Source organism: Streptomyces sp. NBC_01197, assembly GCF_036010505.1.
Classification (GTDB): domain Bacteria; phylum Actinomycetota; class Actinomycetes; order Streptomycetales; family Streptomycetaceae; genus Streptomyces.
The window spans coordinates 5,657,965-5,677,883 of record NZ_CP108569.1 but is presented as its reverse complement, the minus strand read 5'-3'; the positions used below and the strand labels follow the sequence as shown (position 1 = coordinate 5,677,883).

Below are 19,919 nucleotides of genomic sequence, written 5' to 3'. Positions count from 1 at the left end.
CCCGCGAGTGCGGGGAGCACAGCGAACACCCCCGTACGGTGTTGAGGTTGCGCGGACTGCCGGCGGGCTGCCAACGGACCATCGGCGGCCTACCAGCGGACCAGCGCACCCAGCAGGGATACCCCCGCGGCCAGCCACGCGACGTAGTCGCCGACGTGCCCCGAGTGGAGCCTGCGCAGTGACCGGAACCGGTCCGGGCCGCCGAGCAGGTCCGGCCGGCGCACAGCCACGGTGGCGAGCCCCGCGGCGAGCACCGTGGACAGCAGGCCCAGGAGCACTCCGGCGGACGACCACTCGGGCCCATGGTCCGCCTTCCCCGGAATCGCCTCGTCCAGCGCATGGCCGACCGCGCCTGCGATGCCCGGCACCGCACCTACCGCCAGCGCCCCGGCGAGCAGCACCGCCGGCACGGCGAGCATGGTGTCGGGGACGCGGGACAGCGGCCGGCCGCCGGTCTCGGGCTCCTCGTGCTCACCGCTCGTCTCGTACGGGCGGCTGTCCTCCGGAGGGCGGCCGAACCCGCCGAAGACCCGCGCGGCGACGCGCAGCACCGCTCCCCCGGTGAGCGCCGACACCGCGACGCAGAGCGCCGTGAGGGGGGTGCCCCCCGATTCCTCGATGACCGCCTTTCCCAGACCCGTGCCGAACGGCGGCAGCCCCGCGAGTGCGAGACCGCCAGCCGTGAACAGCACACCGACGACCGTGAGTCCACGGGCGCGGCCGTGCAGTTCGTGCTCGTCGATGGAGCCGTAGCGGTCGAGGAGAATCCCGGCGCAGGCGAAGAGCGCCGCCTTCACACCCGCGTGCCCGAGCACGTACAGCGCGACGCCCGCCGACGCCTGCGGGGTGAGCAGTCCGAGGCCGACCAGGAAGAGGCCGGTGTGCGCGACGGTCGAGAAGGCGAGCAGGCGTTTGAGGTGGCGCTGGTACCAGCACATGACGGCCCCGACCAGGGCGGTCAGCACACCGAGGGTCACCAGTGCCCGCTCGGCGTCGTGCGCCGGGACCCCGCCCGGGCCGCCGAAGACCGTCCAGTAGATCCGGCCCGTCCCGTACACACCGAGCTCGACCATCACACCGGAGAACAGCATGCAGACCGGGGTGGGCGCGACCGCGTGCGCGTCGGGAAGCCAGAAGTGGAAGGGGACGGTGGCCGCTTTGACCAGCAGCCCGGTGATGATGAGGACGAAGGCGGTGAGGACGAGGGCGTCAGGGCCGCCCTGCTCGTCGAGACGCCGCCCGATGGCCCGCATACCGAGTTCACCGGTGCGGGCGTAGAGCAGCACGATCCCGGTGAGCGTGGCGTACGCACCCAGCGAGTTGACGACGCCGAAGGTGAGCGCGCCCTGGACCGCTTTCGCCTCCTCGACCCGGTAGCCGGTGAGCGCGTAGGCGACCACGCTCATCAGCTCGAAGAAGACGAAGGCGTTGAAGAGGTCCCCGGTGAGGACGAAGCCGCACATACCGGCCTGGAAGAGCAGGACGAGCGCGGGGAACGCGCCGGCATGCCGATGCGGCGGCTCGTCGAAGTACCGCCAGGAGTAGGCGAGTACGGCGACGACGAGCAGGGAGATCAGCGTGGCGAGACCCAGCGCGAGCGGGTCGCCGGTCAGGACGATGCCGACGCTCTGCCCGTGCTTCGGGGTCCAGCCGCCGACCCATTCGGCTGCGTGGTCCGTGCCGCCCACGAGCAGGACGAGGGAGAGCGCCGCGGTGCCCGCCGCGAAGGCGGCACCGACCACTTCGGCGGCGAACCGGGGCAGCCTGCGGCCGGCGGCGACCAGGGCGGCGGCCCCGGCGAGCGGCAGCGCCACGATCAGCGGAAGCAGCTGGTTCAGCTGCCCGGACCCGTTCATCCGCGCAGCTCGGAGAGTTCGTCGGGGTCGACGGTGCCGTGCCGTTTGTCGATCTGTACGACGAGGGCGAGCAGCAGTGCGGTGAGGGTCGCGCCCACCACCACGTCGGTCAGGGACAGGGCCTGCACGACGGGATCCACCAGGGGCCGCGAGCCGGGCTTGAGGTCGGAGAAGACCGGGGCGGTACCGCTGTCGCGGTAGCCGACGGAGAGCAGGAGGACATAGGTGGAGGACTGGCAGACGGTGAGGCAGCCCACGGCATGGATGAGGTTGCGGCTGGTGGCGAGGCCGTAGACACCGACGATGAATACCCACCCGGCGATCGCGTACGGCAGCACGGACATCATTCCGGCCCCGCCTCCTTCGTCTTCTCCGGCTCCTCCGACTCCTCGATCTCCAGTGCCTGGTCGAGGAAGCCGGCAAGGAGGACGACCACCGCGCAGGCGACCTCCACCCCGATGGCCGCGTTGAGCAGCGGCACGGTCCCGCCCGACGCGAGTTTGTTGAAGGTGCCGTACGGCAGGAAGTTGGCGAGGAACGAGGTCCCGCAGAGCAGTCCCGCGAGCCCCAGGACCAGATAGGCGCCCTCGCCCGCCGCGTCACCGATGTGGTAGACGCCGATGGGCCGGACCCGCTCCAGCGCCCGGTAGTCGACCGCGATGTAGAGCAGGTGCAGCGCGGTGGCCATCACGACGCCGCCCTGGAATCCGCCGCCGGGGCTGAGCTGCCCGTGTGCGACCACGTACGCCCCGGCTAGCAGGGTGACGGGCAGCGCCACCAGCGCGTAGCGGCGCACGGACCGCAGGACGGGGGCGGGCTCGGGGCGGTACTGCCGCTCGTCCCGGGTCTGGCGCAGCAGTACGACCGTGCCGAGGACCGCGCCGAAGAGGATGCTCTCCTCCCCCAGGGTGTCGAAGGCCCGCTGATCGAAGTTGACGGAGGCGATGACGTTGGCGGTGTGCCGGCTCAGCGCCGCCCGCACCGCCCGGTCGCCGTACGGGTGGACGTCACCGCCGAAGTGCGGGAGCAGCCGGTACGCGCCGGCGAGCATGGCCGCGAGTCCGGCCAGGCCGAGCGCCAGGACCCACAGTCGCAGCCGCCGGCTCATCCGCTGTGCTCCTTCCGCTCGGCCCCGCGCCTGCGGCGGACCTTGCGTACGGACAGGAGCACGAGCAGCGGAGTGAGCGCCGAGCCCACCGCGAGCTGGGAGAGCGCCACGTCCGGGGCCTGGAGGACGGTGAACAGCACGGCCAGGGCGAGGCCGAGTACCGAGAGGACGAGCGCCTGCCGGGCGGGGTCCCGGACCAGGACGGCCGCGGTGGCCGCGGCGGCGACCAGCAGCAGGGCGATGATGATCAGCGCGTCAGCCACGGGGCGCCTCCGGGACCGGGACGTCCAGCGCCCGTGAAGCGATGATGTTGCCCGTGACCAGCACGGTCCCGATGACGAGCAGTTTGGCGGCCGCCCGGCCCGGCCCGGTCACCACGCACAGCGGCACGACGACCAGCACCGTGGCGGCGACGGCCGGCCAGGTGGTCCGGGAGCTGCGCGGCGGGTCGTCCGCCAGGTCGTCGGCGAGCAGCCGGGCGTACACCAGGGTGCCGGCCGGGCCGAGTACCGCCAGCACGAGGGCGAGGTCGGTGTACGCGGAGGAGCGGTCGAACCCCTGGGCGAGCAGCAGCATGGCGAGGCAGACCAGCAGGGTGGCCTGGTTCTGGGCGACGACACGGCGCCGCAGCGGGCCGGAGGCCACCGCCCACAGGGCCGGTGCCACCCCGCCCACCAGCAGCGCGGCGGCAGCGAACAGCCAGCCGTTCACCGTTGCCTCACCGCCGTCCGTGCCGCACGGGCGGCGACTGCCGCCGGCAGCGCCAGTGCCGCTCCCACCACGACTTCCAGTACGTCCACGGTGCTGATGAGAACCAGCCACAGCGCCGTCAGGGCCGCCCACCAGAGCAGCACTTCCGCGCCGATCGCATACTTGTGCACCCTTCGTCCACCTCCGTACGCCAGTGCCCCGGCCACAGTGCCGCACTTCCGCTGTCCGGTCCCTGTGCCATGCCGCATTCCCCGCCATTACGATCTGAGCCCCCGGACCGTCCGTATCGCACCAGGACTTGAGGACTCATCGATGGCTTCGACGCAGGGCTCGAAGAACGATCGCAAGACCCGAATAGAAGAGATGCGCCGCGCCGAGAGGTCGCGTGAGCGCCGGGTCCGTATCGCCGTGATCACGGTGGCGGCGGTCGCCGTGGCGGGGCTGGTCGGCTTCGGCACGTATCTCGTCAGCTCTGGCTCGGACAGCACCGCGTCCGACAGCAAGGCGTCCGACGGCGAGGCGGACAGCGGGACGACAGCCGGGCCCATCAAGGGTGAGAAGGACTGGGACATCAAGAAGCTCGGTCGCACCCACGTCACCACGAAGGTGAACTACCCGATGAGGCCGCCGGTCGGCGGGGACCACAACCAGGTCTGGATGGACTGCAACGGGAACGTCTACACCAAGCCGCTCCCCGACATGAACGCCGTCCACTCGCTGGAGCACGGCTCGGTCTGGGTCACCTACACGGACAAGGCCCCGGCGGCCGACGTGAAGAAGCTGGGCGCGAAGGTGTCGAGGACCCCGTACTCGCTGATGAGCCCGTACCCGGGCCAGTCGGGTGCGATCATGCTCAGCGCCTGGGGCAAGCAGGTCACGGTGGGCGGCGCGGACGACCCGAGGGTGAACCAGTTCTTCACCAAGTACGTGCAGGGCCCGCAGACCCCGGAACCGGGTGCGGCGTGCACGGGCGGGCTTGACGGCCAGTGAGCAGGAGCACGCGGCTGATGACTGTCGCCGCCGCCGTTCTCGTCCTGCTCTGCGCTGCCGCGGCGACGATGGCGTTCACCACGGGTCACGACACGCACACCGCTGCGCACACCGATGCGGGCGCCGCGCGGACGCCCACCGCGGGCTCGGCCGACGCCGGTTTCGCCCGTGACATGTCGGTCCACCACCAGCAGGCAGTGGAGATGTCGTTCATCGTGCGGGACCGCACGGACAACACCGATGTGCGCCGCCTCGCGTACGACATCGCCAACACCCAGGCCAACCAGCGCGGCATGATGACGGGCTGGCTGAACCTCTGGGGGCTGCCGGTGAGCGACGCGGACCGGCTGCCGATGGAGTGGATGGGGATGGGGCAGGAGCCGTCCGCCGACGGGGCGTTGATGCCCGGTATGGCCACCACGGCCCAGCTCTCCACCCTGCGGAAGCTGAGCGGCAGGAAGGCGGAGATCCTGTACCTCCAGCTGATGACGGCCCATCACAGGGGCGGTATCCATATGGCGGAGGGATGTGTGCAGCTCTGCAAGGTCGGAGCGGAGGAGAAGCTGGCGCAGGGCATGGTGGCCGCCCAGCAGTCCGAGGTGCAGCTCATGGCCGATCTGCTGAAGGAAAGGGGCGCTTCGCCACCAACGGGATCAACTGCCGGTTCATGACCGTTCCTTGAGATCTTCTTGGTCATCGCATGCCCCTGGCGTGAGCTGTTCATCGGGCAAGGTGTGGCGTACACGCGTACCTGCGACGAACCGCAACCAGGGGGTTCCATGAGATCCAGCCGCTCGAAAATGCGCGCCGGGCTGAGCGTGGCAGCGACACTGCCGCTGCTCGCCGGCGCGCTGGCTCTGTCCATACCCAGCGCCAACGCCGACTCCGGTACGGGCAGCCGCCATGCACTTCAGGGCACCAAACCGCTGTGGGCGAAGGCCTCCGCCGACCGTGGCGCGAGCGCGAACTCGGGCCAGGTGAACGCGCGCGTCTATCTGGCCGGGCGTGACGCCAAGGGCCTGACGGCGTACGCGAAGGAGGTGTCGGACCCGCAGTCCGCCTCCTACGGCAAGTACCTGAGCGCGAAGCAGGCCAAGGCCCGCTTCGGCACGACGCCCGAGCAGGTCAAGCAGGTCACCGCCTGGCTGAAGTCCTCGGGCCTGAAGGTCACCGGGACCAACGAGCACTACGTGTCGGTCAGCGGCGACGTGAGCGCGGCCGAGAAGGCCTTCTCGACGCAGCTGCACAACTACCGCAAGGGCAGCAAAACCTACCGGGCCCCGACGTCGACGGCCTCCGCGCCCGCCTCCCTCCAGGGTGCGGTGCTGACGGTGGTGGGCCTCGACAACGCCCCGCACAACGTGAAGCACGACACCACGACGCTGCCCCCGCCCAGTGCGGTCTTCAAGAACGCCGGGCCGATGTCGTCGTACTACGGCCAGAAGGTCAACAAGGACCTCCCGAACGCGTACGGCGAGAAGGCTCCCTACGCGATCAAGGGCTACACCGGCAAGCAGCTGCGCGCCGCCTACGGCGCGGGCAACAAGACCGGCAAGGGCGTCACGGTCGCCATCACGGACGCCTACGCCTCGCCGACCATCGCGCAGGACTCGGCCAAGTACGCCCAGCGCAACGGCGACAGCTCGTACGCCAAGGGCCAGCTCTCGCAGGTGCTGCCGAGCGACTACACCGACATCGACGCGTGCGGCGCGGCCGGCTGGTACGGCGAGGAGACCCTCGACGTCCAGGCCGTGCACGCGGTGGCGCCCAAGTCGGACATCGTGTACGTCGGTGCCGCGTCCTGCAACGACGACGCGCTGCTCGACTCGCTCGGCAAGGTCGTCGACAACCACCTCGCCGACATCGTCTCGAACTCCTGGGGCGACATCGAGGCCAACGAGACCCCGGCCGTGGCCGCGGCCTACGACCAGGTCTTCCAGATGGGCGCAGTCGAGGGCATCGGCTTCTACTTCTCATCCGGTGACAACGGCGACGAGGTCGCCAACACCGGTACCAAGCAGGTCGACACTCCGGCCAACTCCGCCTGGGTGACGGCGGTCGGTGGCACCTCGCTCGCCGTGGGCAAGGGCGACAAGTACCAGTGGGAGACCGGCTGGGGCACCCGGAAGTCGGCCCTCTCGGCCGACAAGAAGACCTGGACGTCCTTCCCCGGCGCCTACACCGGCGGCGCGGGCGGCGGCACCAGCAAGACCGTGGCGCAGCCGTTCTACCAGCGCGGTGTGGTGCCCGGGAAGCTCGCCACGTTCAATGGCAAGACGCCCATGCGCACCGTTCCGGACATCTCCGCGATCGCTGACCCCAACACCGGCTTCCTGGTGGGCCAGACGCAGACCTTCCCGGACGGTTCGCAGCAGTACAGCGAGTACCGCATCGGCGGCACCTCGCTGGCGTCGCCGGTCATCGCGGGCATCCAGGCGCTGGCGCAGCAGGCGCAGCACGGGGTTCCGATCGGGTTCGCCAACCCGTCGATCTACTCCCGCTACGGGACCTCGGCCTACCACGACGTGACCGACCACCCGCTGGGCGCCGGACACACCCAGTCGGTCGTCCGTGTCGACTTCGCCAACAGTGTCGACGCGAGTGGCGGTCTGCTGACCTCGCTGCGGACGCTCGGCGCGGACGCGTCACTGACCGCCACCGTCGGCTACGACGACGTGACGGGTGTCGGCACCCCGGGACGGACGTACATCAGCTCGTACGCCCGCCGCTGACCGCCACAGGCCGTCACCACTGCCGCCACCACCGCGGGCGGTAGCCACAGACGCCGCCCCGCCCTGAGACCCCGCATCGCGGGTGGGGGCGGGGCGGCGTCGCAGTGACATACCGCGCACCCTCCCAACGGGACATCGCGTCAGAGAGACGATTACACTGGCCCCGTGCCTCAACTACGCCTCGCACTGAATCAGATCGACTCGACCGTCGGTGACCTCGCCGGGAACGCCGAGGCGATCGTCCACTGGACCCGGCACTCCATCGAGCAGGGCGCCCATCTGGTGGCGTTCCCGGAGATGATGCTGACCGGATACCCCGTCGAGGACCTGGCCCTGCGGTCGTCCTTCGTCGACGCGTCCCGGGCCGCGCTGCACGCGCTCGCGGCACGGCTGGACGCCGAAGGGTTCGGGGAGGTCCCCGTCGTCGTCGGCTACCTCGACCGCACCGAGAAGGCCCAGCCCCGCTACGGGCAGCCCGCGGGCGCCCCGCGGGACGCCGGGGCCGTGCTGCACCGCGGTGAGGTCGCGCTCACCTTCTCCAAACACCATCTGCCGAACTACGGCGTCTTCGACGAGTTCCGCTACTTCGTCCCCGGGGAGACCCTCCCGGTGATCCGGGTGCACGGCGTCGACGTCGCGCTCGCCATCTGCGAGGACCTCTGGCAGGACGGCGGGCGGGTCCCCGCCACCCGGTCCGCCGGGGCCGGGCTGCTGGTCTCGATCAACGCGTCGCCGTACGAGCTGAACAAGGACGACCAGCGGCTCGAACTGGTCCGCAAGCGGGCCAGGGAGGCCGGCTGCACCACCGCGTACGTCGCGATGACCGGCGGCCAGGACGAGCTGGTCTACGACGGCGACTCGATCGTGGTCGACAAGGACGGCGAAGTCGTCGCGCGGGCGCCGCAGTTCACCGAGGGCTGTGTGGTGGTCGACCTGGAGTTGCCCGCCGCGGGCCCGGTCCCCTCCGGCGTGGTCGCCGACGGGCTGCGCATCGAGCACGTGACGCTCTCCGACGAGCCGGTCCCCGCCTACTCGGCCGAGCTGCCCGGCGGCTACGCCGAGCGGCTCGACGACGACGAGGAGCTGTACACCGCACTGGTCGTGGGCCTGCGGGCGTACGCCGCGAAGAACGGCTTCTCCTCGGTGCTGATCGGGCTCTCCGGCGGCATCGACTCGGCCCTCGTCGCGGCCATCGCCTGCGACGCCCTCGGTGCGAAGAACGTGTACGGCGTCTCCATGCCGTCCAAGTACTCGTCCGACCACTCCCGGGGCGACGCGGCCGAGCTGGCCCGGCGTACCGGGCTGAACTACCGGACCGTGGAGATCGCTCCGATGTTCGACGCGTACATGGACTCGCTCTCGCTCACAGGCCTGGCCGAGGAGAACCTCCAGTCGCGGCTGCGCGGCACCACGCTGATGGCCATCTCCAACCAGGAGGGCCAGATCGTGCTCGCACCGGGCAACAAGTCCGAGCTGGCGGTGGGGTACTCGACGCTCTACGGCGACTCGGTCGGCGCCTACGGCCCGATCAAGGACGTCTACAAGACGTCGATCTTCCGGCTCGCCGAGTGGCGTAACCGGGCGGCGGCCGAGCGGGGCCAGACCCCGCCGATCCCGGAGAACTCGATCACCAAACCCCCCAGCGCCGAGCTGCGCCCCGGCCAGGTCGACACGGACTCGCTGCCGGACTACGAGGTGCTCGACGCGATCCTGGCCCGGTACGTGGACGCCGACCAGGGCCTCGACTCCATTGTCGCGGCCGGGTTCGACCCGGAGCTGGTGGTGAAGACACTCCGGATGGTGGACACCGCCGAGTACAAGCGCCGTCAGTACCCGCCGGGCACCAAGATCTCCGCGAAGGGGTTCGGCAAGGACCGGCGGCTGCCGATCACGAACCGCTGGCGCGAGACGAGCTGAGCGCACGCTCCGTACGGGGGCCTTCCGCGACCACGCGGGAGGCCCCCTTGCGTGTACCGCGGTCAAGGACGCCCGCGGTCACCGCGATGGCCAGGCCGGTCACCGCGAGTGCCGCGCCCACCAGGGTCGGCGACATCCAGCCCCAGCCGGCCGCGATGGCGACCCCGCCGAGCCAGGCGCCGCCCGCGTTGGCCATGTTGAAGGCGGAGTGGTTGGAGGCCGACGCCAGTGTGGGGGCCGACCTGGCCTTCTCCATCACCAGCATCTGCAGCGGGGTCGTGGTCATGAAGCCGACAGCGCCGAGGAGCACCACGCTCAGCAGCGCGGCCCACTTCACATGCACGGTGAAGTCGAAGGCGACCAGCACGACGGCGAGTCCGGCCAGCGAGCCGTACACCGTGGGGCGCAGCGCCCGGTCGCTCAGCGGCCCGGCGGCCAGCGCGCCCAGCGTCATACCGATGCCGAAGAGCGCCAGCACCAGGGTCACCGAGGACTCGGAGAGGCCCATGACCTCGGTGGTGATCGAGGCGAGGTAGCTGTAGACGGCGAAGACCCCGGCGAAGCCGAAGACCGCGGTGAGCAGCCCGAGGAGCACCTGCCGGTTGCCGAGGGCGCGCACCTCGTGACGCAGGCTCTGGCGGGCGTCGACGGGGACGTACGGAATGAGCCGGGCCAGCGCGGCCAGCGCCACCAGACCGATCACGCCGACCACGACGAAGGTGGCGCGCCAGCCGAGGTGCTGTCCGAGCAGGGTCGCGGCGGGGACGCCGACGATGTTGGCGATGGTCAGGCCGAGGAACATGGTGGCGACGGCGCGGCCGCGCCTGCCCTCGTCGACCAGGCCGGAGGCGACGACCGCGCCGACGCCGAAGAAGGCGCCGTGCGGCAGCCCGGCGAGTACCCGCCCGGCCAGTAGCCAGCCGAAGCCGGGCGCGAAGGCGGATGCCAGGTTGCCGACGGTGAAGAGGGCCATCAGGAGCAGCAGCATCCGCTTGCGCGGGATACGGGAGCCGAGGGCGGTGAGCAGCGGGGCGCCGACGACGACGCCGATCGCGTAGGCGGAGACGAGATAACCCGCGGTGGGCACGGAGGTGCCCAGGTCGTCGGCGACGTTGGGCAGCAGGCCCATCATCACGAACTCGGTGGTGCCGATGCCGAACGCGGAGATGGCCAGCGCGAGCAGGGCCAGGGGCATGGAGAAAGACCTTCTCTTACGAGAGCGGGAACACGGGGACGGAAGAACGGCGGCGGGCCGGAAGGCCAGCTTAAGTTCTCCTGCTGAACAAAGTCTCCCCGCCGTGTTGTTCCAGCAGGTGAACATCCCGTTAAGTGATGCGTATCTCGTCCGGCTCTTTACCGCGGCGGGGGCCGGGGCCCCGCCGCCGCCCGCTCAGAGCCTGATGCGGGCCGCGATCGGCAGATGGTCGCTGCCGGTGCTGGGCAGCGTCCAGGAGGAGACCGGGTCGGCGCCCTTGACCAGGATCTGGTCGATCCGCGCCATCGGGAACTTCGCGGGCCAGCTGAAGCCGAAGCCGTTGCCCGCCGCGCCCTGGGTGGAGCGCAGCTGCGCGGTCACGGCGTTCAGCGAACGGTCGTTCATCGTCCCGTTGAGGTCGCCGAGGAGCACCACGTCGTGCAGCGGCTCCTTCCTGATGGCCGCACCCAGCGCGTCCGCGCTCTGGTCGCGCTGCGAGGCGGTGAACCCGGCGTCGAGCTTCACCCTTACCGAGGGGAGGTGCGCGACGTAGACGGCGGCCTTGCCCTTGGGGGTGGTGATCGTGGACCGCAGGGCGCGGACCCAGCCGAGCCTTATTCCGACGGGCCGGGTGTCGCTCATCGGGTACTTGCTCCAGAGCCCGACCGTGCCCTCCACCGAGTGGTACGGGTAGGTGGCCGCGAGGGCGTTCGTGTACGTCGAGACCTTGCCCGCGGCCAGCTCCTCCAGGGCGACCACGTCGGCACCCGACGCGGCGACCTTCTTCGCGGTGCCCACCGGGTCGGGATTCGCCGCGTTCACGTTGTGAGTGGCCACCACCAGGTCGCCGCCGGAGGCCGACTTGTCGGTGAGCAGCCCGCCGAAGATGTTCAGCCAGACGATGGCGGGCAGCAGCAGGACGATCAGGGCGGTGGCCGAGCGGCGCAGCAGCGCCAGCACGAGCAGGACCGGGATGCCGATCAGGCCCAGCCAGGGCAGGAAGGTCTCGGTGAGGCTGCCGAGGTTGCCGACGTCATTGGGGAGATGCCCGTGGAAGAGCATCGTCAGCGTGAGCAGCACCGCGAAGAACGCGAGGACGATGCCCCGGCGCCAGATGCCCCGGTCGCCCCGCCACCGCCCGCCGAACAGACGCCGGGCACCGGATTCGGAATGGCCGTGCTCCGAGCCGCCGTGTTCCGTGTCCGTGAAGTGCGCCTGCGCCATACCGTTGCCCTCGCTGACTTGCCGTGCATGCCGTCCCGGCCCTTGACACTAGGCGATGGAACGGCACTTTCCGCGCCGTGTGGACACGGCCGTACAGACACGAGGACGAGCCGGGTCCCGTACCGAGTTCCGGTTGTGACGGAACGCGCACATTTCAGTCATCCGGTCCATGATCGAGAAGATTTTACCCGGGGGCCGACGGCGGTCCCGGGGTCCACTTCCGTGCGGCGGCGGTCCGGTGCAACCATGGAGGCGGTCCGGGGACGCCGTCAGGGCGCCTCGAGATGACGAACAGGAGCGTTGCGATGACGCGCGCGTTGAACTCTGAGAACTCCACCTCCTCCGACTCCCCCGCCGGAAAGCCCGACAAGCCCGCCGACAGCAGCAAGGCGCTGTACGGCGGCCGGAGCAGCAGGCGCATCACCGTCCACGACATCGGCGGCGCCAAGGAGCGCGGCGAGAAGTGGCCCATGCTCACCGCGTACGACGCGATGACCGCTTCCGTCTTCGACGAGGCGGGCATCCCCGTGATGCTCGTAGGCGACTCGATGGGCAACTGCCATCTCGGCTACGAGACCACGGTCCCTGTCACCCTCGACGAGATGACGATGCTCTCCGCCGCCGTCGTACGGGGCACCTCGCGGGCGCTGATCGTCGGCGACCTGCCCTTCGGCAGCTACCAGGAGGGCCCGGTCCAGGCACTGCGCAGCGCGATGCGGCTGGTCAAGGATGCGGGCGTGGGCGCGGTGAAGCTGGAGGGCGGCGAGCGCTCCCACCAGCAGATCGATCTGCTGGTGCGGTCCGGCATCCCCGTCATGGGCCACATCGGGCTGACGCCGCAGTCCGTCAACTCCATGGGTTACCGGGTGCAGGGCCGCGGCGAGGAGGCCGCACAGCAGCTGCTGCGCGACGCCAAGGCCGTGCAGGACGCGGGCGCGTTCGCGGTCGTCCTCGAACTCGTACCCGCCGAGCTGGCCGCCGAGGTCACCCGCATCCTGCACATTCCGACGGTCGGGATCGGCGCCGGCCCCGAGTGCGACGCGCAGGTGCTCGTCTACACCGACATGGTCGGTCTGACCGGCGGCAAGGTGCCGCGCTTCACCAAGCAGTACGCGGACCTCCGCCGGACCCTCGGCGACGCGGCGAAGGAGTTCGCCGACGAGGTGGTCGGCGGCACCTTCCCGCTGGAGCAGCACACCTTCCACTAGGGTTACCGGCCCTTCCCGGGCCACTGCCGCACGGACCGACAGCCCGCCGACCTCCCCCATCGGCGGGCTGTCGGCATTCTGTCGGTGACTTGTCAGTGGCGGCTGCTCTGATAGTCGGCATGACGCGAATCGACAAGAACCCCGGGAACGGCGGACCCGCCGTACAGGTGCGGGGGCTGGTGAAGCACTACGGGGACACCAAGGCCCTGGACGGCGTGGACCTGGACGTACGGGAGGGCACGGTCCTCGGTGTGCTCGGGCCCAACGGCGCCGGGAAGACCACCCTCGTACGGGTCCTCTCCACCCTGCTGCAGCCCGACTCGGGCACCGCCACCGTGGCCGGCTACAACGTACTGACCCAGCCCCGGCAGCTGCGCCGGGTGATCGGGCTCACCGGGCAGTACGCATCGGTCGACGAGAAGCTCTCCGGCTGGGAGAACCTCTACCTGATCGGCAGGCTGCTCGACCTCCCCCGCAAGGACGCCAGGCGCCGAGCCGACGAGCTGCTTGAGCGGTTCTCGCTGACGGAGGCGGCCAGGAAGGCCGCGATGAACTACTCGGGCGGGATGCGCCGCAGGCTCGACCTGGCGGCCTCGATGATCGGCAACCCGTCGGTGCTCTACCTGGACGAGCCGACGACCGGTCTCGACCCCCGTACCCGCAACGAGGTCTGGGACGAGGTGCAGCGGATGGTCGCGGAGGGGGCGACCGTGCTCATCACCACCCAGTACATGGAGGAGGCCGAGCAGCTCGCCAACGAGCTGACGGTCATCGACAAGGGCAAGGTCATCGCCAACGGCGAGGTGAACGAGCTGAAGGCGAAGGTCGGCGGCCGCACCCTTCAGATCGAGCCGAGCGACCGCGCCCAGCTGCCCGCCATGGCGCGCGCCCTGGCCGAGGCCGGGCTCGACGGTGTCGCGGGCTCGCAGGCGGTTCCCGACGAGGGCCTGCTCAACGTGCCGATCCTCAGCGACGAGCAACTGACCGCGGTGGTCGGCCTGCTGGCCTCGCGCGGCTTCGGCATCACCAACATCGGCACCCATCTGCCCAGCCTGGACGAGGTGTTCCTGGCCATCACCGGCCAGAAGCCCAGCGTGCAGGACCGCTTCGACCAGAACGAGAAGACGGACCAGGTCCAGGAGGCCGCGGTATGAGCACGGCAACGATCGAGAAACCGGGACCCGCCGTGCCGGCCGCGGCCGCCGGTGAGGGGCGGATCGGGCTGCGGGCCAATCTGCGCCACATCGGAGCCCTGGCCCGGCGCAACGCGCTGCAGATCAAGGCGGATCCGGACTCGATGGTCGACGTCCTGTTCATGCCGATCATCTTCACCCTGCTGTTCGTCTTCGTCTTCGGCGGCGCCATCGCGGGCAAGGGCAACCAGACGCAGTACGTCGACTACGTCGTCCCGGGCCTGATGGCGATGATGGGCATGAACATCGCCATGGCCGTCGGCACCGGGGTCAACGACGACTTCAAGAAGGGGGTGATGGACCGGTTCCGCAGTATGCCCATCGCTCGGTCGTCCGTCCTGATCGCGAAGATCGTCGTGGAGATCGGCCGGATGCTGGTCGCCATCGCGATCCTGCTGACCGTGGGCTTCATCCTGGGTCTCACCATCCACACCTCGGTGCTCTCGCTCTTCGCGGCGATCGGCCTCTCGCTGGTGTTCGGCGCCTCGCTGATGTGGATCTTCATCCTGCTCGGACTGACCATGAAGACGGTGCAGGCCGTCCAGGGGATGGCCATGCTGGTCCTGATGCCGCTCCAGTTCGGCTCGTCGATCTTCGCCCCGCCCACCACGATGCCGGGCTGGCTCCAGGCGTTCACCGACTACAACCCGCTCTCCAACCTCGCGGACGCGGCACGGAACCTGCTGAACGGCGGCCCGGTCGCCCACTCCGTGCTGATGACGCTCGGCTGGTCGGTGGCGATCACCGCGCTCACCGCGCCGCTGGCGATCCGGAAGTTCCGCAAGAAGACCTGACCGGACCGCCGGGCCTGATGACCCGGCGGTCCCGTTCACTGATCGCGTCGCTCCACCAGAGCGGTGGCCTCCTCCGGGGTGAGGCCGCCGCCCTCGGCGTACGCACGCTCGTAGCCGGCGTCCCCCAGGGCGGCGCGGCCGGCCGCCTCGGCCTGCTCGCGGTTGGCGCGCTCCGTGGTCGCGCTGAAGTGGCCCGGCGGCAGCTGCGCGTCGGACGCCGCGATCAGCCGCACCGCGTCCCGGGCCTCCGCCGGATCGCCGGGTCCCGCCAGCGCCCAGGCGTACGTGACCAGATGGGCGGCGGGCATCTGCGGGGCCACCATCAGCGACAGCGGGTCACGGGCCCGGGTGATCGCCTTCCGCGCCTTGGCCCGGGCGTCGGCGTACTGGCCCTCCTCGTTGTCCAGCCAGGCCATCAGGCCGAACAGCATCCCCTCGAAGAAGGCCAGCGGCCCCAGCTTGAACTTCTCGTGCAGCAGGGCCAGTTCGACCCGCGCCTCGGCCGGCCGGCCGGTGCGGCCCAGCCAGGTGGCGAGCAGCATCCGGGCCACCGGCCAGACCTCGTGCCCGACGTCCGGCCCCCTCTCCTCCTCCAGGATCTGCCGCAGGATCGTCTCGCCCTCGTCGCCGCGGCCCGCTTCCATGAGCACCCCGGCGTATCGCGCCCGCAACACCGCTACCTGGGTCCGGGCGCCGAGCTGCTCGGCGTAGCCGAAGGCCATCCGGTAGTCCTCACCGGCGGGCAGGAAGTCGCCGCGCCGCTCACGCGCCTCACCCCGCGCCGAGAGTGCCTCGGCTGCGCCCCAGGCGTCACCGAGGCGGCTGAAGATGTCGAGGGCCTCCTCTGCGTCCCTGGCGGCGTCGCCCGCCCAGTCGCTCCGGTTGGCCAGGACGTTGGCCCGCATCTGCAGGGCGGCGGCCAGCTCCCACTCGTACCCGAAGTTCCGGCAGGACCGTACGGTCTCGTCGAGTACCTCCCGCAGCTGAGCAGGAGAGCCGGTGAGCATGATCGCGAAGAACCAGAGCGAGGCAGGGCTCCGGCAGGTCTGCGGCAGCCCGGGGCCGTAGGCCTCCACCACCCGGCTGAGCCGCTCCCTGCTCGCCGGTGTGGACCAGTCGTCGAAATCGTGGTCGGCGGAGGACAGATGGATCAGCCGCACCCCACGCCGCGCCTCTTCCAGCAGTTCGGGGCTCATCGGCGGCGGGGCGTCCGTGCACCGCTCATGCAGTGGCGGGGCCTTCACGACCGGCGGCTCGAACGGGTCGGGTCCGAGGTCCGCGGTCGCGGCGGCCCAGTGCCTGGCATCGCCGCGCAGATCGCGCATCTGCCAGAACCAGGCGAGGGAGTGCACCAGGATCAGCGCCTCCTGCTCGTCGCCCGTCGCCACGGCCCGGCGCAGTGCGGTGCGTACGTTCTCGTACTCACGCACCAGCAGGTCGATCGCCGCGCGCTGCCCGTGTCCGCGCAGCTCGGGGTCGGCCCGCCTGGCCAGCTCCCGGTAGTGCACCAGGTGGCCGTGTTCGGCGTCGGCGCGGTCCCCCGCCTCGTCCAGCCGCTCGGCCGCGTACTCGCCGACGGTTTCGAGGAGCTGGTAGCGCATCTCGTCCTCGCCCGAAGGGACCGCCACCACCAGGGACTTGTCGACCAGCGAGCCCAGTACGTCCAGTGCGTCGGCGCCGCACACCGCCTCCACCGCGGTGAGCCCGCAGCCCCCGGCGAAGACGGAGAGCCTGCGCAGTACGGTGCGCTCCGGCTCGTCCAGCAGGTCCCAGGACCAGTCGACGACCGCGCGCAGGGTCTGCTGGCGCGGCAGGGTGGTCCGGGCACCGCCGGTCAGCAGCCGGAACCGGTTGTCGAGACGGTCGGCGATCTGGCGCGGGGAGAGCATCCGCAGCCGGGCCGCGGCGAGTTCGATGGCGAGCGGCAGTCCGTCGAGGCGGCGGCAGATCTCGGTGGCGGCCGCCGGGTCGTCGTCGATCCGGAAGTCCGGTCTCGCGGCGCTCCCACGCTCGGCGAACAGCCGGAGCGCGGACGGCTGGGGCAGCGGCTCAACGGGGCGTACGACTTCGCCGGGCACCCCGAGCGGCTCCCGGCTGGTGGCGAGGATCGTCAGTCCGGGGCAGCGTGCGAGGAGCATCTCGGCGAGGGTGGCGGCGGCCGCGATGACGTGCTCGCAGTTGTCGAGCAGGAGCAGCATACGGCGGCGGGAGCAGTGCTCGGCGAGCCGGGTGAGGGGGTCGTCCGCGTGCCGGTCGGCGGCGCGTATCTCCTCGGCGCCCGCGCCGCGCAGCACCGTCTGGCGGGCGCCGAGTGCGCCGAGTACCGCTTCGGGCACGGTCTCCGGGTCGTCCACCGGGGCGAGTTCGGCCAGCCACACGCCGTCCGGCCAGGCTCCGGAGGCGGCCTCGGCCGCCTCCTGCGAGAGCCGGGTCTTCCCGGCCCCGCCGGGGCCGAGCAGCGTGACGAGCCGGGCCGACCCGAGGTCGGCGCGCAGGGCGTCGATGTCACTCTCGCGCCCGACGAAGCTGGTCAGCCGGGCCCGGAGGTTGCCGGGCCCACGCCCGCCGGATCCGGGGGCGGCAGCGCGCGTACCAGCAGGCTCCGGACCGGCAGACCCCTGCCCCGAGCTCTGGTCGGCGGGCGCAGCAGGCACAGCGGACGCGGCGGGCTCAGTCGGCGGGGCGGGCTCGCCGGGCGACAGCAACCCGGCGTGCAGCGCGCGCAGTTCGGGGCCCGGGTCCGCGCCGAGCAGCTCCACGAGCCCGCGCCGCACCTCCTCGTACGCCACGAGCCCCTCCGCCGTCCGCCCCGCGTCCCGCAGGGCCCGGATCCGCAGGGCCTGCAGCGGTTCGTCGATCGGGTGGTCGGCGCAGAGCGCGGCCAGCTCAGGCAGCGTCTCATCGGCCCGGCCGAGAGCGAGCGCGGCGGCGAGCGCCGCCCGGCGCGCGTCCAGCCGCCGGGCCTCCCAGCGGGCCGCCACGGCCGTGCGGTCGGGGAGGTCGGCGAGCACCATCCCCCGCCACAGCGCCAGCGCGTCCTCCAGCAGACCGGCAGCCTTGGCCGGGTCGCCCTCGTCCAGGGCCCGCGCGCCCTCCCCCGCCAGCCGCTCGAACCGGTACAGATCGACGTCGTCCGGATCCGCGCACAGCCGGTACCCGCCGTCCACGGAAGAGACGGCCGCGTGTCCGAGCGCCCGTCGCAGCCGGGCCACCAGCGCCTGGAGCGCACCGGTGGCGTCGGCGGGCGGTTCGCCGTCCCACACTTCGCCTACCAGCACGGCCGCCGGGACGGTCCGTCCGACGCGCAGCGCCAGCACGGTGAGGAGAGCACGCAGCCGCGCCCCGCCGAGGGCGACGGCCGTGCCGTCGGGGCGGAGCGCCTGGGTCGTGGAGAGGATCCGGTAGCGCACGGGCCCATTGTCCGTTACTCCGCGCACCTCAGCCGCCCGGTCTCTCCAGCTCGACCAGCACACCGGTCGCACGCCTGTCGTGACCGGGCCCGCCGGCTCCGTCCGCCTCGCGGCTGAACCACTTCGGGCAGCGCCGCACGGAGCGCAGCGCGAGCCGCCCCGGCACGGGCTCGCATCCGGACCCGTCCGGCGTCTCCGCGAACTCCTCTGTCACCACCCGGATCGACCGGACGCGCGCGGTCAGCGGCTCCGCCAGCGGGCCGCCCATGCCGTGGTTCGAGACGCAGAGCGTCCCGCCGGGCAGGCCGGGGCCGACCCCGCCGTACGGGCCCACGGTCCATGTGACCTCGTCGCCCACCGAGAACGGGGTGCCGCAGCACTCCATCTCCCAGTCCGCGTACACCACCTGCCATACCGTCATGTCCCCACCCTGCCCGGAACCCCTCCCCGACCGCGAGACGTTTACCGCGTGTCACCTGTACGGTCGGAGCTCTTGAGACCCGGCCGCCCACGCATCAGGAGCTCCGTCCATGACCACCGCCTTCCCCCGCCGCAGCGAGCGGCGGATCAGTCCGGTCTTCCTGGGGATCGTCGCTGTCATGGCGGTCACCGGCTGGGCGGTGTGGGCGGACTTCGCGAAGGTCCCCGGCTTCTCGGTGTTCCTGTTCGTGACGTCGGCGTGGGTGGTCTCACTCTGTCTGCACGAGTACGCGCACGCCCGCAGCGCCCTGCACAGCGGTGACATCTCCGTCAGCGCGAAGGGCTATCTCACCCTGAACCCGATGAAGTACACGCACGCGATGCTGTCCATCGTGCTGCCGCTGATCTTCCTGGTGCTGGGCGGGATCGGTCTGCCCGGTGGCGCGGTCTTCATCGAGCGGGGCCGGATCAGGGGCCGCTGGCGGCACAGTCTGATCTCGGCGGCGGGTCCGCTGACGAACGTGCTGTTCGCGTTCGTCTGCACGGCGCCGTTCTGGCTGCACGCGCTGGACGGCGTACCGCCGCTGTTCCGCTACGCGCTGGGCTTCCTCGCGCTGCTCCAGTTCACGGCGGCGATCCTGAACTCCCTGCCGGTGCCGGGGCTCGACGGGTACGGCGTGATCGAGCCCTGGCTGCCGTACAGCATCCGCCGCCAGGTCGAGCCGTTCGGCCAGATCGGGATGCTGGCGGTCTTCGCGCTGCTGTGGATCCCGTCGCTGAACCACGCGTTCTTCGACCTGATCGACGCGATCCTGCGTGGCGTCGGGGTCAGCGGCAACGACACGTACTGCGGGCAGAACTTCTACCGCTTCTGGTACGGGCAGCCCGCCGGGTTCTTCTGCCCGCGGTAGCGCGAGCGGCGCGGCCGGTCAGCGGGTGGCGGGGGCGCCTGCCGCCTTCGCGGCGCGGCTCTTGCGCAGATAGAACCAGGCCATGTTCGAGGAGAGTCCCGCCAGCAGGATCCAGACGATCCCGATGAAGCTGCCCTGGACGAAGGAGACCACGGCCGCTGCCACGGCGAGGGCGCAGACGACGAGGGCGTACAGAGCGAGGCGGGGCATGGGGGCGGCTCCTGTCCGGGGGCAAAGTCTTTTCGCCCCC

Annotated in this window: 19 protein-coding genes; 8 read left to right on the top strand and 11 right to left on the bottom strand. The window is 71.2% G+C overall.

Annotated elements, in window-relative coordinates; all coding sequences use genetic code 11:
• Positions 1-89: 89 nt before the first annotated feature.
• The 6 genes from OG452_RS26175 to OG452_RS26150 are packed head-to-tail and all read right to left on the bottom strand — an operon-like array spanning position 90 to position 3,845.
• A complete protein-coding gene (locus OG452_RS26175; RefSeq protein ID WP_327299788.1) occupies positions 90-1,838 on the bottom strand; it encodes a complex I subunit 5 family protein in 1,749 nt (582 codons plus the stop codon).
• Positions 1,839-1,852: 14 nt separating this feature from the next.
• Entirely contained in the window at positions 1,853-2,203 is a 351-nt protein-coding gene (locus OG452_RS26170) for a sodium:proton antiporter (protein WP_327298012.1), read from the bottom strand.
• Positions 2,200-2,964 (bottom strand): MnhB domain-containing protein, encoded by a 765-nt coding sequence (locus OG452_RS26165; protein WP_327298011.1) that lies wholly within the window; start codon positions 2,962-2,964, stop codon positions 2,200-2,202. The genes OG452_RS26170 and OG452_RS26165 overlap by 4 nt, the downstream gene beginning before the upstream one ends.
• A complete protein-coding gene (locus OG452_RS26160) occupies positions 2,961-3,227 on the bottom strand; it encodes a Na(+)/H(+) antiporter subunit B (protein WP_327298010.1) in 267 nt (88 codons plus the stop codon). Before OG452_RS26160 ends, OG452_RS26165 begins: the two co-directional genes overlap by 4 nt.
• Positions 3,220-3,675 carry a monovalent cation/H+ antiporter complex subunit F gene (locus tag OG452_RS26155; RefSeq protein WP_327298009.1) on the bottom strand — a complete coding sequence of 152 codons (456 nt, stop codon included), beginning with the start codon at positions 3,673-3,675 and terminating at the stop codon, positions 3,220-3,222. The genes OG452_RS26160 and OG452_RS26155 overlap by 8 nt, the downstream gene beginning before the upstream one ends.
• A complete protein-coding gene (locus OG452_RS26150) occupies positions 3,672-3,845 on the bottom strand; it encodes a hypothetical protein (RefSeq protein ID WP_327298008.1) in 174 nt (57 codons plus the stop codon). Before OG452_RS26150 ends, OG452_RS26155 begins: the two co-directional genes overlap by 4 nt.
• Positions 3,846-3,987: 142 nt before the next feature.
• Here OG452_RS26150 and OG452_RS26145 point away from each other — a divergent pair, with 142 nt between their 5' ends.
• The 4 genes from OG452_RS26145 to OG452_RS26130 all read left to right on the top strand — a co-directional run bounded on the left by OG452_RS26145 (position 3,988) and on the right by OG452_RS26130 (position 9,314).
• The gene (locus tag OG452_RS26145) at positions 3,988-4,665 is read left to right on the top strand and encodes a DUF3105 domain-containing protein (RefSeq protein WP_327298007.1); all 678 of its coding nucleotides are present in this window, start codon (positions 3,988-3,990) and stop codon (positions 4,663-4,665) included.
• A gap of 17 nt (positions 4,666-4,682) precedes the next feature.
• On the top strand, positions 4,683-5,336 hold the full coding sequence (locus OG452_RS26140) for a DUF305 domain-containing protein (protein ID WP_405560599.1): 654 nt from the start codon (positions 4,683-4,685) through the stop codon (positions 5,334-5,336).
• Positions 5,337-5,444: 108 nt separating this feature from the next.
• A complete protein-coding gene (locus OG452_RS26135; protein WP_327298006.1) occupies positions 5,445-7,397 on the top strand; it encodes a S53 family peptidase in 1,953 nt (650 codons plus the stop codon).
• 165 nt (positions 7,398-7,562) lie between these two features.
• Positions 7,563-9,314 carry an NAD+ synthase gene (locus OG452_RS26130; RefSeq protein ID WP_327298005.1) on the top strand — a complete coding sequence of 584 codons (1,752 nt, stop codon included), beginning with the start codon at positions 7,563-7,565 and terminating at the stop codon, positions 9,312-9,314.
• Here the strand turns inward: OG452_RS26130 and OG452_RS26125 are convergent.
• A complete protein-coding gene (locus tag OG452_RS26125) occupies positions 9,286-10,509 on the bottom strand; it encodes an MFS transporter (RefSeq protein WP_327298004.1) in 1,224 nt (407 codons plus the stop codon). The two genes, OG452_RS26130 and OG452_RS26125, sit on opposite strands and share 29 nt — an antisense overlap.
• A 195-nt stretch (positions 10,510-10,704) precedes the next feature.
• Positions 10,705-11,733: an endonuclease/exonuclease/phosphatase family protein gene (locus tag OG452_RS26120; RefSeq protein ID WP_327298003.1), complete on the bottom strand. Its 1,029-nt coding sequence runs from the start codon at positions 11,731-11,733 to the stop codon at positions 10,705-10,707.
• Positions 11,734-12,038: 305 nt separating this feature from the next.
• On the opposite strand from OG452_RS26120, the gene panB reads away from it, so the two are divergent.
• The 3 genes from panB (at position 12,039) to OG452_RS26105 (ending at position 14,928) form a co-directional block, all read left to right on the top strand.
• Positions 12,039-12,941 carry a 3-methyl-2-oxobutanoate hydroxymethyltransferase gene (gene panB, locus OG452_RS26115; RefSeq protein ID WP_327298002.1) on the top strand — a complete coding sequence of 301 codons (903 nt, stop codon included), beginning with the start codon at positions 12,039-12,041 and terminating at the stop codon, positions 12,939-12,941.
• A gap of 119 nt (positions 12,942-13,060) precedes the next feature.
• Positions 13,061-14,095 carry an ATP-binding cassette domain-containing protein gene (locus OG452_RS26110; RefSeq protein WP_327298001.1) on the top strand — a complete coding sequence of 345 codons (1,035 nt, stop codon included), beginning with the start codon at positions 13,061-13,063 and terminating at the stop codon, positions 14,093-14,095.
• Positions 14,092-14,928 carry an ABC transporter permease gene (locus tag OG452_RS26105; protein WP_327298000.1) on the top strand — a complete coding sequence of 279 codons (837 nt, stop codon included), beginning with the start codon at positions 14,092-14,094 and terminating at the stop codon, positions 14,926-14,928. The genes OG452_RS26110 and OG452_RS26105 overlap by 4 nt, the downstream gene beginning before the upstream one ends.
• Before the next feature lie 35 nt (positions 14,929-14,963).
• Here OG452_RS26105 and OG452_RS26100 read toward each other — a convergent pair whose 3' ends face one another.
• Both OG452_RS26100 and OG452_RS26095 read right to left on the bottom strand, forming a co-directional pair.
• On the bottom strand, positions 14,964-18,338 hold the full coding sequence (locus OG452_RS26100; RefSeq protein ID WP_327297999.1) for an AfsR/SARP family transcriptional regulator: 3,375 nt from the start codon (positions 18,336-18,338) through the stop codon (positions 14,964-14,966).
• A 28-nt stretch (positions 18,339-18,366) separates the two neighbouring features.
• On the bottom strand, positions 18,367-18,759 hold the full coding sequence (locus tag OG452_RS26095; protein ID WP_327297998.1) for a DUF6578 domain-containing protein: 393 nt from the start codon (positions 18,757-18,759) through the stop codon (positions 18,367-18,369).
• A gap of 109 nt (positions 18,760-18,868) precedes the next feature.
• On the opposite strand from OG452_RS26095, the gene OG452_RS26090 reads away from it, so the two are divergent.
• Positions 18,869-19,669: a site-2 protease family protein gene (locus OG452_RS26090; RefSeq protein ID WP_327297997.1), complete on the top strand. Its 801-nt coding sequence runs from the start codon at positions 18,869-18,871 to the stop codon at positions 19,667-19,669.
• An 18-nt stretch (positions 19,670-19,687) separates the two neighbouring features.
• Here OG452_RS26090 and OG452_RS26085 read toward each other — a convergent pair whose 3' ends face one another.
• Positions 19,688-19,879, bottom strand: coding sequence for a hypothetical protein (locus OG452_RS26085; protein ID WP_327297996.1), 192 nt, complete (start codon positions 19,877-19,879; stop codon positions 19,688-19,690).
• Positions 19,880-19,919 lie beyond the last annotated feature (40 nt).

Excerpts from the sequence above, each read along its gene's own strand:
- OG452_RS26170 (WP_327298012.1), bottom strand. The coding sequence starts at position 2,203 with ATGATGTCCGTGCTGCCGTACGCGATCGCCGGGTGGGTATTCATCGTC.
- OG452_RS26165 (WP_327298011.1), bottom strand. The coding sequence starts at position 2,964 with ATGAGCCGGCGGCTGCGACTGTGGGTCCTGGCGCTCGGCCTGGCCGGA.
- OG452_RS26145 (WP_327298007.1), top strand. The coding sequence starts at position 3,988 with ATGGCTTCGACGCAGGGCTCGAAGAACGATCGCAAGACCCGAATAGAA.
- OG452_RS26140 (WP_405560599.1), top strand. The coding sequence starts at position 4,683 with ATGACTGTCGCCGCCGCCGTTCTCGTCCTGCTCTGCGCTGCCGCGGCG.
- OG452_RS26135 (WP_327298006.1), top strand. The coding sequence starts at position 5,445 with ATGAGATCCAGCCGCTCGAAAATGCGCGCCGGGCTGAGCGTGGCAGCG.
- OG452_RS26125 (WP_327298004.1), bottom strand. The coding sequence starts at position 10,509 with ATGCCCCTGGCCCTGCTCGCGCTGGCCATCTCCGCGTTCGGCATCGGC.
- OG452_RS26120 (WP_327298003.1), bottom strand. The coding sequence starts at position 11,733 with ATGGCGCAGGCGCACTTCACGGACACGGAACACGGCGGCTCGGAGCAC.
- panB (WP_327298002.1), top strand. The coding sequence starts at position 12,039 with ATGACGCGCGCGTTGAACTCTGAGAACTCCACCTCCTCCGACTCCCCC.
- OG452_RS26110 (WP_327298001.1), top strand. The coding sequence starts at position 13,061 with ATGACGCGAATCGACAAGAACCCCGGGAACGGCGGACCCGCCGTACAG.
- OG452_RS26105 (WP_327298000.1), top strand. The coding sequence starts at position 14,092 with ATGAGCACGGCAACGATCGAGAAACCGGGACCCGCCGTGCCGGCCGCG.
- OG452_RS26095 (WP_327297998.1), bottom strand. The coding sequence starts at position 18,759 with ATGACGGTATGGCAGGTGGTGTACGCGGACTGGGAGATGGAGTGCTGC.
- OG452_RS26090 (WP_327297997.1), top strand. The coding sequence starts at position 18,869 with ATGACCACCGCCTTCCCCCGCCGCAGCGAGCGGCGGATCAGTCCGGTC.
- OG452_RS26085 (WP_327297996.1), bottom strand. The coding sequence starts at position 19,879 with ATGCCCCGCCTCGCTCTGTACGCCCTCGTCGTCTGCGCCCTCGCCGTG.